Source organism: Achromobacter sp. CF-sbj1-Ac2-l (assembly GCF_052698165.1).
The window spans coordinates 1,383,019-1,395,722 of the sequence record NZ_CP199855.1; the positions used below are offsets into that span (position 1 = coordinate 1,383,019).

The window sequence follows — 12,704 nt, forward strand, 5'->3', positions numbered from 1 at the left end:
CGGGGTATTGAAAATCATGGAAACACCACGGTTTTCTATAAGAGTTGCCGGCGAGTATGCGCACCTCCGAATCAAAATTCCATGAGGGTTTGTCATAGGTTTTGCGGTGCGGAAAGGTGAATTGTCAAATGGCGGACAATTCGCATGGCCACTGGGCGAAACCCTATGCCGGGACCCGATGCGTTGCAGCAAAACCGTATTGATCGTCATCAATCCGTCATTGAACGCCGCCTCGGGGAAAACCCGGTTTTGCAACTGCGCGAACGAATATCCGGCGGGTTCGCGAAAGGGGCGGCGAGCCTCTCAAGCGGGGGTTTTATCTTTGTATTCGCAGAGATCGGAAATGCCGCATTGCGGGCATTTCGGTTTGCGTGCCACGCATACATAGCGGCCGTGCAGGATCAGCCAGTGATGCGCGTCCTGCAGATACTCGCGCGGCACGAATTTCTCCAGCTTCAGTTCGACTTCCAGCACGTTCTTGCCTGGCGCCAGGCCGGTGCGGTTCGAGACCCGGAAGATGTGCGTATCGACCGCCATGGTCGGCTGGCCGAAGGCCGTGTTCAGCACCACGTTGGCGGTCTTGCGGCCGACGCCGGGCAGCGCCTCCAGCGCCTCGCGCGTCTGCGGCACTTCGCCGCCGTGCTGTTCGATCAGGATGCGGCAGGTGGCGATGGCGTTCTTGGCCTTGGTGCGGTACAGGCCGATGGTCTTGATGTAATCGGACAGGCCTTCCTCGCCCAGCGCCACCAGGGCCTGGGGGGTGCCGTATTGCGGAAAGAACTTGCGGGTGGCGATGTTCACCGACTTGTCGGTGGCCTGCGCCGACAGCAGCACCGCGATCAACAGTTGGAAGGGGGTGTCGTACTCGAGTTCGGTGGTGGGCTTCGGGTTGGCCGCTTGCAGGCGGGCAAAGATTTCTCGGCGTTTGGCGGCGTTCATGGGCGCGGGGCGTTGCGGCGGGCACGGGCACGGGCCAGCGCGGATTCGATGGCGGCGCGCTTGCGGTCTTCGGTTTGCGCGTCGGCGGCGGGGGCGGCGGGCGCGGCGGCCGCCGTGGATTCGGGCGCCATCAGGCGGGCGTTGTCGGCGGCCAGTCGTGCCATGCGCGCCTGATGGTGGCGGTGGCGCTGGCGACCGGCGGCCGCGTCAGCGGCGCTCCAGGCGCGACCGGCCGGCACCATCTCGATGCAATCCACCGGACACGGCGCCACGCACAGGTCGCAACCCGTGCACCAGTCGGGCAGCACGGTATGCATGTGCTTGTTGGCGCCGACGATGGCATCGACCGGACAGGCCTGGATGCACAGCGTACAGCCGATGCAATGCGCCTCGTCGATGCGCGCCACCAGCAGCGGACCGGGTTCGCCGCGGCTCAGGTCCAGCGGCAGGGCGGGGGTTTCGAGCAGCGCCGCCAGCGCGGCGATGCCTTCGTCGCCGCCCGGCGGGCAGCGGTTGATCGGGGCGGCGCCCGCGGCGATGGCCTCGGCATACGGCTGACAGCCGTCATAGCCGCACTTGGTGCATTGCGTCTGAGGCAGCAGGGCGTCGATGCGATCGGCGAGTGAACGACAGGACATGGCGGGCAACGGAAAAAGCAAAAGGGCCCGCGAGGGCCCCCGTGGACGGACGGTGAAAGGCCTCAGGCCGATTGCCGGATGAATTCCGCGATTTTAGGACAGATCATTTCGCGCCAGCGGCGGCCCGAGAAAATCCCGTAGTGGCCGCAGTTGGGCGCGGTGTAGTGCATCTTGCGGTCGGCCGGAATGTTCTTGCACAGCTTGATGGCCGCGCGCGTCTGCCCCTGGCCGGAGATGTCGTCCAGCTCGCCCTCGATGGTGAACAGCGCCACTTTCTTGATGTCGGCCGGGCGCACCAACTGGCCGTCGACTTCCCAGGTGCCGTTCGGCAGCGCGAATTCCTGGAACACCATGCGGATGGTGTCCAGGTAGAACTCGGCCGGCATGTCGAGCACGGCGTTGTATTCGTCGTAGAAGCGGCGATGCGCCTCGGCGTCGCTGTCGTCGCCGCGCAGCAGGTCCAGGTAGAAGTCGTAGTGCGACTTCATGTGCCGGTCGGGATTCATCGCCATGAAGCCGGCATGCTGCAGGAAGCCCGGGTAGACCTTGCGGCCCGAACCCGGATAGCGCGGCGGCACAGGGTGGATGACCTGGTTCTCGAACCACGAGTAGGGCTTGGTGGTGGCCAGGCGGTTCACTTGCGTGGGCGACTGGCGCGGATCGATCGGGCCGCCCATCATGACCATGCTGCGCGGCTGGCAGGGATCGTTGGCCGAGGCCATCAGCGACACGGCGGCCAGCACCGGCACGGTGGGCTGGCATACCGAAATGACGTGCACGTCCGGTCCCAGGTGGCGGATGAAGTCCTGCACGTAGCGCACGTAGTCGTTCAGGTGGAACGGGCCGGCCGACAGCGGCACCATGCGGGCGTCGATCCAGTCGGTGACGTAGACATCGTGGCCAGGCAGCAGGGCGCGCACGGTGTCGCGCAGCAGCGTGGCGTGGTGGCCGGACAGCGGCGCGACCAGCAGCACCTTGGGATCGCCCTGTGGCGCCTGCCGCACGTCGCGGTGGAAGTGCACCAGGCGGCAGAAGGGCTTGTCCAGCACGACCGATTCAGTGACCCGGACCGACTTGCCGTTGATTTCCGTGGCGGGCAGGTTCCAGGCGGGCTTCTGGTATTCCTTGCCGATGCGCGTCATCAGCTCGTATCCCGCGGCCATCTGGCGCGAGATCGGGGTGTAGGCGAGGGGGCTGTAAGGGCTGGAGAACAGCTGGGAACCGGCATCCGTGAATGCAGCGAACGGAGTCAGGAAGGCGCGCTGCATTTCGTGCAATTGGTACAGCATTTGGGGAAGTCCTTCTGGGTCGTGCGTGTGCCCCGATTATTGCGCCGGGGAGTAACGGTATTTCCAATTTGTCTGACGAAAGCGCCTGAAAACCGGATTTTGTGTTGCGAAAATGCGACCCGTCATCCCTTGCGCACCAGTTTAGGGCGAAATCAAGGGGCGCCGGCGGGATAAAAAGGGGGATTTTCGCCCTAGGCCGGACGGGCCAGGGGCCGATCCGACAGGGGCGGGGAATCACCAGTAGTTTTCCACCGCGAGGTTGCCGGGAACGCCGCGGCGGCCCGGCTTGAAACCGCGTTCGCCCAGCAACTTGCGGGCGTCGGCCAGCATCTCCGGGTTGCCGCAAAGCATGATCTTGGCTTGCTCCGGGGCCAGCGGCAGGCCGGCCAGGCGTTCCAGTCCGCCATCGGCGATCAGGGTGGTCAGGCGCGCCTGCGGCATGCCGGGCAGGGCCTCGCGAGTGGCGATGGGCAAATAGATCAGCTTGTCCGGTTCGGCCTCGAACAGGTCGCTCAGGGACGGATCATTGCGCCAGCCTTCGATTTCCTCGCGGTAGGCCAGCTCCGCCGCGGTGCGCACGCCGTGCACCAGGACGATGCGGCGATAGGCGCGCCAGACGGCCGGGTCGCGCAGGATCGACAGGTAGGCCGACAGGCCGGTGCCGGAGGCCAGCAGCCAGAGGTCGCCGCCGGGCGCGAAGCGCTCCAGCGTCAGGAAACCGTAGGGCGCTTTTTCGACATAGAGCGCATCGCCCGGCTGCAGCCGCGCCATGCGCGGGCTGAACAGGCCCTCGGGCACCACGATGGAATAGAACTCCAGCCAGGGCTGATGCGGGGCCGACACCATCGAGTAGGCGCGCCACAGGGTGGGCGGGCCGGCGGGATCCTCGGCGCCAGGCAGACCGACCCGGGCGAACTGGCCCGGCTGGAAGGCATACGCGTCGTCGCGCGTGACGCGCACCGAGAACAGCTTGTCGGGCACCCAGGTATGAACGTGGGTAACGGTCTGGCGCGTGTATTTGGAATCGTCGGTCATCGGGGCATCGCGCGTCGCGAGGCCTTGGCGGCCCCGCGCTCGCGGATTATTTTTCCAGGTATTGCAGCTTGTCCTGCTTGCCGTTCCATTCGTCGGCGTCGGGCAGCGGCTTCTTGGCGCGGCTGATGCTGGCGAACTCGGGCGAGAGTTCTGCGTTCAGGGCGATGAAGTTGAGCTGGTCCTGCGGCACGTCTTCCTCGGCGTAGATAGCGTTGGCCGGGCATTCGGGGATGCACACGGCACAGTCGATGCACTCGTCGGGGTCGATCACCAGGAAGTTCGGACCCTCACGAAAACAGTCCACCGGGCATACGTCGACGCAATCGGTGTACTTGCACTTGATACAGTTTTCGGTGACTACGTGGGTCATTCTCAGGAACTCCGGGCAGGCGGCATGTGTGTCTTGTTGGGCGGATTTTACCCAATGCGGCGCCAAACCGCCGCCAATACCCGTGTTGACATCGTGGCGCATTGGGGTATCGCGGGGCCCCGCTGTGCTATGGTGTCGCGAAACGATACGCGTAATCATGATAATCACCTCGCTGCTCGACACCGACCTGTACAAATTCAGCATGATGCAGGTGGTGCTGCATCAGTTTCCCGCTGCCCAGGTCGAGTACCGTTACAAATGCCGGACTCCGGGGGTCAACTTGCGCCCCTACCTGGATGAAATCCGCGAAGAAGTGCACCAACTGTGCCAGTTGCGCTTCACCGAGGACGAACTTAAATATCTGGGCGGCTTGCGTTTCATCAAAAGCGACTTCGTCGATTTCCTCGAACTGTTCCACCTGCCCGAGCGCTGCATCAGCATCCAGGAGGGCGAGGGGCCGGGCGAGATCAGCATCGAGGTCAAGGGCCCGTGGCTGCACACCATTCTCTTCGAGATCCCGGTGCTGGCCATCGTCAACGAGGTCTACTTCCGCAACACGCGCAAGAACCCGGATTGGGCCGAGGGCCGCAAGCGCCTGCAATCCAAGATGCATCTGGTGCTGGACGACCCGGCGCTGGCCGATTTCCGCGTGGCCGAATACGGCACCCGGCGCCGCTTCTCCAAGGTCTGGCACGAAGAGATCGTCTCGACCATGAAGGCCCAGATGGGTCCGCATTTCGCGGGCACCAGCAACGTGCTGCTGGCCAAGCAGCACGAGGTGCTGCCACTGGGCACCATGGGCCACGAATACCTGCAGGCCTGCCAGGCGCTCGGTCCGCGGCTGCGCGATTCGCAGGTGTTCGCGCTGGAAGTGTGGGCCAAGGAATACCGCGGCGACCTCGGCATCGCGCTGTCGGACGTCTATGGCATGGACGCCTTCCTGCGCGACTTCGACATGTATTTCTGCAAGCTGTTCGACGGCGCGCGGCACGATTCGGGCGATCCCTTCGTCTGGGGCGAACGCTTGCTCGAGCACTATCGCAAGAACCGCGTCGACCCGCGCGCCAAGACGCTGGTGTTCTCGGATTCGCTGACCTTCCCGCGCGCCATCGAACTGGCGCGCCAGTTCGCCGGGCGTTGCAAGGTGTCGTTCGGCATCGGCACCAACCTGACCAACGACCTGGGCCACGAACCGCTGCAGATCGTCATGAAAATGGTCCGCTGCAACGGCCAGCCGGTGGCCAAGGTGTCCGACGCGCCTGAGAAGACCATGTGCGACGATCCCGCCTACCTGGCCTATCTGCGCCAGGTGTTCCAACTGCCGCCCGCCTAGCGGGCCTCGGCCCGGGCAGGGTAAAGTTCGCCATTCTTCGCATTGTTCAACCCGCAACTCGTCATTAGGGGAATATTCATGAGCAGCATCAAGCGCTTCCACGTCGCCAAGCGCCTGTCGGACATGGCCGTCTACAACGGCGTCGCGTACCTGGCGGGCCAGGTGCCGGACGATTCCACGCTGGACATCACCGGCCAGACCGAGCAAGTGCTCGCCACCATCGACCGCCTGCTGGCCGAAGCCGGCACCGACAAGACCAAGATCCTGATGGCCCAGATCTACGTGGCCAACATGAAGGAATTCGACGGCATGAACAAGGCCTGGGACGCCTGGGTCGCCGACGGCAACTCGCCCCCGCGCGCCACCGTCGAGGCCCGCCTGGCCAACCCCGACTTCAAGGTCGAGATCGTCGTCACCGCCGCCGTCGCCTGATTGGCGCGGCCGCGCGATGAAAAAGCCCTCCGGCAGGCCGGGGGGCTTTTTCATTCCTGGACGCGCCGCGTGGCGTCACGGCGCGCCGACCGCCAGGGAGGGAGGGCGCTATGGAGCGCGCAGCGGCTGACCTGGGCTGGCCCGCTGTCGGCGGCAGGGCTGCCTCAAGCCGCTGTCAGCAGCAGGCCGGCGAGCAGGCCACCGACCTCCTCACAGCGCGCCAGCTCAGCCGGGGCCACGGTCTTGGGGGCGGCGATCTGTTGCGGCGTCTGCGCGCCCAGGTTGACGATCAGGGGCGGAGCCGCGGCCCGCAGGCGCCAGCCGGTGCAGATGCGCTCCACCTGGCGCGCCGCGCCGGCGCCGTCGCTGCCCGCGCTGATCAGGCAGGCGTAGGGACGGCCGGCAATGCGGTCCAGCGCGTAGTAGTAGCAGCGGTCGAAGAATTCCTTCATTTCGCCGCTCAGGCTGGCCAGGTTCTCCGGCGCGCAGAACAGCAAGCCGTCGCTGGCCAGCACCTCGTCCGCCCCCGCGTGCGCGGCGCGGCGCAGGGTCACCGCCAGCTCGTCCGGCTGTTCCAGCAGCGCCGCCGCCGCGGCCGCGCCCCGGGCGGCGGCCTCGGCCATCTGGCGGGCCGCGCCGGTGCGGGAATGCCACACGATCAGCAGCCGTTTCATGCGTAGCGCGCCAGGGGATCCTGGCGGTAATAGGCCCGCAGCAGGCCGAACCATTCCGGCAGCGCCTCGGCCATCGGGTGGGGATCGACGAAGAAGTGCTCGGAGCTGACGGCGAAGAACTCGGCTTCGTCGGTGGCGGCGTAAGGGTCGAGTGGCAAGCGCCCGTACCAGGCGTCGGCCTCGGCGCTTTCCGGATCGACGTCATGCGGAATGGCGGCCTCCACCGCGTCGACCGCGGCGATGAAGCGATCCAGGCTGTCGTCCAGGATGCGGCGCCATTCGCGCGGCTTGATATCGCCGTGCGCCGCCAGCGACGGCATGCCGTCGGCAAAGCCCGATTGCAGGTCGAGCTTGTGCGCGAACTCATGGATCACCACGTTGAAGCCGCCTTCGGACAACTGCGTGTCCTCCCAGGACAGCACCAGCGGACCGCCGTCCCAGGCCTCGCCGGCGGCGTCTTCCAGGTATTCGTGCATCACGCCGTCCTCGTCCATCTGCTTGCGCGGGATGCGAAAGCCCGCGGGGTACACGATGATCTCCTCCCAGCCCTCGTACAGCGCGGGCGTCAGGTTCAGGATCGGCAGGCTGGCCTGGGCCGCGATCGACAGCCGCATGAAGTCGGTCACTTCCAGCCCCTGCGCGCCATTGATGGTCTTGCTGGCCAGCAGCCAGGCCGAGCGCGCCAGCAACTGCGCGGATTCGTCGGCGTCCAGCGCCGCCAGGAAGGGGTGGGCGTCCAGCACCTGCCGCCAGAGGTCGGGTGCGATCCGGGCCTGCATCTGCGCCACCTCGGCGGCGCGCGCGCCCCGGCCCTTGAGCCAGCGCAACATAAGCTTGGGTTCCTTGAATATGTGCCCGGCGTTGGCCGGGGTTTTCAGCATTGATTCCTAGTGTAGAGTGTCGGAATCCTCGATTACCGTAACCGCAATACGCCCGCGATGTCCGCCCCGCCCGTTCCTGATGCGCCTTCGCCTTTCGACGCTTCCTGGCGACAGGAGGCGGGGGCGGGCCTCGACGCCGATGGCCTTGCGCTTATCGACCAGGCGGTGGCCTGGTCGGTTCCCCGTTTCGAGGGCCAGCAGGCCCTGACGGGCGAACCGCTGGCCTCGCACGGCGCCGGCGTGGCGCGGATCCTGGCGGGCCTGCATACCGATGCGGCCACGCGCGCGGCGGCCCTGCTGGCGGCCCTGCCGACCGACCTGACCGCGCCGTCTCCCGCGCTGCGCAACGACCCGGTCGCCACCGCCTTCGGCGCCGAGGTCGCCCGCCTGGTGCAGGGCACCCGGGCCCTGCTGCGGTTGGGCGTGGTGGCGCGCCAGGCCAGCGACGCGGCAGCGGAGACCGGCTCGCAGAAGGAAATGCAGCGCAAGATGCTGCTGGCCATGGCGGCCGACCTGCGCATCGTGCTGATGCGCCTGGCCTCGCGCCTGCGGACCCTGCGCTGGCACGCCGAAAGCAAGACCCCCTGTTCGACCGACTTCGCCCGCGAGACCCTCGACCTGTACGCGCCGCTGGCCAACCGCCTGGGCATCTGGCAGATCAAGTGGGAAATGGAAGACCTGGCGTTCCGCTTCCTGGAACCCGACCGCTACAAGCAGATCGCCCGCCTGCTCGAGGAAAAGCGGGTCGAGCGCGAAGCCTTCATCGCCGGCGCCATCGAGCGCCTGCAGACGGCGCTGGCCAAACATGGCATCGAAGCCGAGGTCAGCGGCCGGCCCAAGCACATCTACAGCATCTGGAACAAGATGCGGGTCAAGCGCCTGGATTTCTCGCAGATGTACGATCTGCGCGCGCTGCGCATCATCGTCGACGACGTGCGCGCCTGTTACATGGCGCTGGGCATGGTGCACGAGATGTGGACGCCGCTGTCCGACGAGTTCGACGACTACATTTCGCGGCCCAAGCCCAACGGCTACCGTTCGCTGCACACGGTGGTGGCGGACGATGACGGCCGGCCGTTCGAGGTGCAGATCCGCACCCGCGAAATGCACCAGTTCGCCGAGTACGGCATGGCCGCGCACTGGCGCTACAAGGAAGCGGGCGCCAAGGGCGGGCAGGTGGCGGCGTCCAGCGAATACGACCGGCAACTGGCCTGGATGCGCCAGTTGCTGGCCTGGAACAGCGATGTCGAGGCGGGCGAGGCGCCCGTCGCCGACAAGCCCGACGCGGCCAAGTCTGCCGCCAAGTCGGGCCCGGGCAAGAGCCGCCATGCCGCCGCGCCCACACCGACGGACGAACGCATCTACGTGCTGACCCCGCAGGCGCGCGTGATCGAGTTGCCGGCCGGCGCCACGCCGGTCGACTTCGCCTATCACCTGCACACCGACCTGGGCCACCGCTGCCGCGGGGCGCGGGTCGATGGCCAGATGGTGCCCCTGCAGACGCGCCTGGCGACCGGCCAGACGGTCGAGATCATCTCGGCCAAGTCGGGCGGCCCGTCGCGCGACTGGCTCAACCCGCAACTCGGTTTCCTCGCCAGTCCGCGCGCCCGCGCCAAGGTGCGCATGTGGTTCAACGCCATCGAACTGCAGCAGCGCATCACGCAAGGCCAGGCGCTGGTCGAAAAGGAACTGCAGCGGCTCGGCAAGACCGCCGTCAACCTGGAACAACTGGCGCAGAACCTCGGTTTCGCTCGCGCGGACGACCTGTATGTGGCGGCGGCCAAGGAAGAATTCAGCCTGCGCCAGATCGACGCCGTGTTCCAGCAGCCGGCGCCCGCCGCCGAGCCGCAACCGGCCGCGCTGCGCCACGCCAGTGCCGGCAGCGCCGAGAAAAGCGGCAAGAGCGGGGTGCTGGTGGTGGGCGTGGGCTCGCTGCTGACGCAGTTGGCGCGCTGCTGCCGGCCCGCGCCGCCCGATGCCATCGCCGGCTTCGTGACGCGCGGGCGCGGGGTGTCGATCCACCGCAGCGACTGCCACAGCTACCTGGCGCTGGCCGCGCGCGAGCCCGAGCGGGTGATCGAGGTGGCCTGGGGCGAGACCCCCGCGGACACGTTCTACCCGGTCGACATCAGCGTGCGCGCGCACGACCGCTCCGGCCTGCTGCGCGACCTGTCCGAAGTGTTCGCGCGCCTGCGCTTGAATGTGGTGGGCGTGAACACCCAGAGCCGGCAGTCGCTGGCCCATATGGTGTTCACGGTCGAAGTGCGCGGCGGCGAATCGCTGGCGCGCGCGCTGGATGCGCTGGCCGAAGTGCCGGGCGTATCGTCGGCGGTGCGCCGCTAGCCTGCGACGCGCAAGATGGGCCGCCCCGGGGACGGGCGGCTCGGAAGAGGGCGCCCATGCATGGCCGTTGCCCGGGGCGCCCCGCAATGGACCACCCGGGCCCATCGCGGCCCGGGAATATCAGCGATCCAGGTTCTCGTGGGCGCGTTCGCGCATGAAGAACGACGCCACCAGCCCCAGCGCCACGCCGAACATCACGTAGTAGGCCGGCGCCATCGGCGAACCGGTGGTCTTGATCAGCCAGGTCACGATGAACTGGGCAAAACCGCCAAAGATCATCACCGCCACGTTATAGGCCAGCGACAGACCCACCGAGCGCACCCGCGCCGGGAACAGCTCCGCCATGACGGTGCTGAACACGCCGAAGAAGGCCGACACGAACACGCAGACCACGATCTGCACGGTCAGCAGGCGGCCGATCGACGGCGCGTCCGACAGCCAGTGATACAGCGGGTACAGCACCAGCAGATAGCCGATCAGCGAACCGATCACCAGCGGGCGGCGGCCGATGCGGTCGGACCAGGCGCCCATGAACGGCGTCAGCAGCACCATCAGCGCCGCGCCCGCCATCTGCACCAGGAAGGTCTGGTTCAGCGGCAGCTTCAGGATCTGCGTCGAGTAGGTCACCAGGTAGGTGAAAGTGATGTAGATCGACACCGTCGCCGTCACCACCAGCCCCACGCCGATCAAGGTTTCGCGCGTGTGGGCGCGCACCATCTCGCCCAGGCTCAGGCGCTGCACCTCGCCGCGGGCGGCGGCCTGGCGCTCGTCTTCCTTCATCTGCTTGAAGGCGTCGGTTTCGTCGATGTTGCGGCGGATATAGATGGCGATCGGCACGATCACCAGGCCGAACGCGAACGGCAGGCGCCAGGCCCAGGCCGCGATCTGCTCCTGCGTGAAGAACTCGGTGATCAGCGTGCCGCAGGCCGCGCCGAGCAGCAGCGCCAGCATCTGACCGGCCATCTGCCACGAGCCGTAGAAGCCGCGCCTGCCGTTGGGCGCCATCTCGATCAGCAGGGCGGTCGAGGTGCCGAACTCGCCGCCGGCCGAGAAGCCCTGCAGCAGTCGCGCGATCAGGATGAAGATGGGGGCCAGGATGCCGGCCGCGTGATAGGTGGGGGCCACGGTGATCAGGGCGATGGACACCGCCATCAGCGAGGTCACCAGCACCATGGCCGCCTTGCGGCCCTTCTTGTCGCCATACAGGCCGAGGATGATGCCGCCCACGGGACGCATGAAGAATCCGACGCCGAAGATCGCCGTGGTCATCAGGATCGCGTTCAGTTCGCTGCCGGGAACGCTGGGGTCGGTGGGGAAGAACAATTTCGAGATGATCGGCGTCATGAACGCGAACACCAGGAAGTCGTACCATTCGAGGGCATTGCCGATGACTGCCGCCACGATGTTGCGCGTGGGAACTGCTTTGTGCTGCACGGATTCTCCTTGGGGGGGCTTGCTGTGGTGAGGCCGTCATTCTAGGCCCAGGCGACGCGCCCCGCCGGCCGCGGGGGCGGGACGCGGACGCGTCCTGGCTTTACACTGCTGCTTTTACCCGAGAGAGTTGCTACATGAACGCGCGCACCTGGCTGGAGACGCTGGTCGGTTTCGACACCACCAGCCGCAATTCCAATCTTGCCCTCATCGAGACCGTCCGTGATTGGCTCAAGGGCCAGGGTGTCGATGCATGGCTGGCGCACAATCCCGAGCGCACCAAGGCCAACCTGTTCGCCACTCTGCCGGCGCAGGACGGCAACCAGCAGGGCGGCATCGTCCTGTCGGGCCACACCGACGTGGTGCCGGTCGATGGCCAGGACTGGAGCACCGATCCGTTCAAACTGGTCGAAAAAGACGGCCTGCTGTACGGCCGCGGCAGTTGCGACATGAAGGGCTTCATTGCCGGTTCGCTGGCGCTGGTCCCGGAATTCCTGGCCATGCCGCGCAAGAAGCCAATCCACCTGGCGTTCTCCTACGACGAGGAAGTCGGCTGCGCCGGCGCGCCGTACATGCTGGCCGACCTGCACGACCGCGGCATCCGCCCCGAAGGCTGCGTGGTGGGCGAACCCACCGGCATGCAGGTGGTGGTGGCGCACAAGGGCATCAACCTTTTCCGCTGCAAAGTGCACGGCAAGGCGGCGCACTCGTCGCTGACCCCGCGCGGTTGCAACGCCATCGAATACGCCGCCCGCCTGATCTGCCGCATCCGCGACCTGGCCGACAGCTTCAAGGCCAACGGCCCGTACGACCAGTTCTACGACGTGCCGTTCTCCACCATGACCACCAACCAGATCCGCGGCGGCATCGCGGTCAACACCATTCCCGAACTGTGCGAATTCACCTATGAATTCCGCAACCTGCCGGGCATGCAACCCGACCAGATCCAGGCGGAAGTCGAGAAATACGTGCGCGATGAGCTCTTGCCGCGCATGAAGGCCGAATTCGACGGCGCCAGCATCGAGATCGAGACCGGCGCCGCGGCGCCGGCCCTGGAAGCTTCCGAGGAAGCCGCCATCACCCAACTGGTGCGCGCCCTGACCGAGGACCGCGCCACCCGCAAGGTGGCCTATGGCACCGAAGCCGGCCTGTTCCAGGGCATCGGCATTCCCACGGTGGTCTGCGGCCCCGGCCACATCGAGCAGGCGCACAAGCCCAACGAGTTCGTCGCGCTTGACCAGTTGGCCGCCTGCGAGACCTTCCTGCGCCGCATGGGTCAGTCGCTCTGAGGCGACGGACCGCGGCGACCGGCCGGGCCATTCTCCCCGGAGCCCCCGGG

12 protein-coding genes are annotated in these 12,704 nt (G+C 66.8%); 4 read left to right on the forward strand and 8 right to left on the reverse strand.

Going from position 1 to position 12,704, the window contains the following annotated elements; translation table 11 throughout:
- Positions 1 to 303: 303 nt before the first annotated feature.
- The 5 genes from nth to fdxA all read right to left on the reverse strand — a co-directional run bounded on the left by nth (position 304) and on the right by fdxA (position 4,271).
- On the reverse strand, positions 304 to 939 hold the full coding sequence (nth, locus tag ACUDCK_RS06310) for an endonuclease III (RefSeq protein ID WP_175142161.1): 636 nt from the start codon (positions 937 to 939) through the stop codon (positions 304 to 306).
- The gene (gene rsxB / locus ACUDCK_RS06315; RefSeq protein WP_116792050.1) at positions 936 to 1,577 is read right to left on the reverse strand and encodes an electron transport complex subunit RsxB; all 642 of its coding nucleotides are present in this window, start codon (positions 1,575 to 1,577) and stop codon (positions 936 to 938) included. The genes nth and rsxB overlap by 4 nt, the downstream gene beginning before the upstream one ends.
- A 62-nt stretch (positions 1,578 to 1,639) precedes the next feature.
- Positions 1,640 to 2,866 (reverse strand): polyhydroxyalkanoate depolymerase, encoded by a 1,227-nt coding sequence (locus ACUDCK_RS06320; protein ID WP_054501574.1) that lies wholly within the window; start codon positions 2,864 to 2,866, stop codon positions 1,640 to 1,642.
- A 234-nt stretch (positions 2,867 to 3,100) separates the two neighbouring features.
- On the reverse strand, positions 3,101 to 3,901 hold the full coding sequence (locus ACUDCK_RS06325) for a ferredoxin--NADP reductase (RefSeq protein ID WP_054501573.1): 801 nt from the start codon (positions 3,899 to 3,901) through the stop codon (positions 3,101 to 3,103).
- A gap of 46 nt (positions 3,902 to 3,947) precedes the next feature.
- A complete protein-coding gene (fdxA, locus tag ACUDCK_RS06330) occupies positions 3,948 to 4,271 on the reverse strand; it encodes a ferredoxin FdxA (protein ID WP_006389264.1) in 324 nt (107 codons plus the stop codon).
- A gap of 157 nt (positions 4,272 to 4,428) precedes the next feature.
- Between fdxA and pncB the strand changes: the two genes are divergently transcribed.
- On the forward strand, positions 4,429 to 5,604 hold the full coding sequence (gene pncB, locus ACUDCK_RS06335; RefSeq protein WP_049072128.1) for a nicotinate phosphoribosyltransferase: 1,176 nt from the start codon (positions 4,429 to 4,431) through the stop codon (positions 5,602 to 5,604).
- A 78-nt stretch (positions 5,605 to 5,682) separates the two neighbouring features.
- Positions 5,683 to 6,036, forward strand: coding sequence for a RidA family protein (locus tag ACUDCK_RS06340; RefSeq protein WP_006389266.1), 354 nt, complete (start codon positions 5,683 to 5,685; stop codon positions 6,034 to 6,036).
- Positions 6,037 to 6,200: 164 nt separating this feature from the next.
- Here the strand turns inward: ACUDCK_RS06340 and ACUDCK_RS06345 are convergent, their stop codons facing one another.
- Both ACUDCK_RS06345 and ACUDCK_RS06350 read right to left on the reverse strand, forming a co-directional pair.
- A complete protein-coding gene (locus tag ACUDCK_RS06345) occupies positions 6,201 to 6,710 on the reverse strand; it encodes a flavodoxin family protein (protein WP_175167578.1) in 510 nt (169 codons plus the stop codon).
- Positions 6,707 to 7,540: a M90 family metallopeptidase gene (locus tag ACUDCK_RS06350; RefSeq protein WP_054501947.1), complete on the reverse strand. Its 834-nt coding sequence runs from the start codon at positions 7,538 to 7,540 to the stop codon at positions 6,707 to 6,709. Before ACUDCK_RS06350 ends, ACUDCK_RS06345 begins: the two co-directional genes overlap by 4 nt.
- A 108-nt stretch (positions 7,541 to 7,648) precedes the next feature.
- Here ACUDCK_RS06350 and ACUDCK_RS06355 point away from each other — a divergent pair, with 108 nt between their 5' ends.
- Entirely contained in the window at positions 7,649 to 9,934 is a 2,286-nt protein-coding gene (locus tag ACUDCK_RS06355) for a RelA/SpoT family protein (protein WP_175167579.1), read from the forward strand.
- 120 nt (positions 9,935 to 10,054) lie between these two features.
- Here the strand turns inward: ACUDCK_RS06355 and ACUDCK_RS06360 are convergent, their stop codons facing one another.
- Entirely contained in the window at positions 10,055 to 11,368 is a 1,314-nt protein-coding gene (locus ACUDCK_RS06360; RefSeq protein ID WP_175167580.1) for an MFS transporter, read from the reverse strand.
- Between the two features lie 134 nt (positions 11,369 to 11,502).
- Here ACUDCK_RS06360 and argE point away from each other — a divergent pair, with 134 nt between their 5' ends.
- Positions 11,503 to 12,654 (forward strand): acetylornithine deacetylase, encoded by a 1,152-nt coding sequence (gene argE, locus ACUDCK_RS06365; RefSeq protein WP_064526729.1) that lies wholly within the window; start codon positions 11,503 to 11,505, stop codon positions 12,652 to 12,654.
- Positions 12,655 to 12,704: the final 50 nt, after the last annotated feature.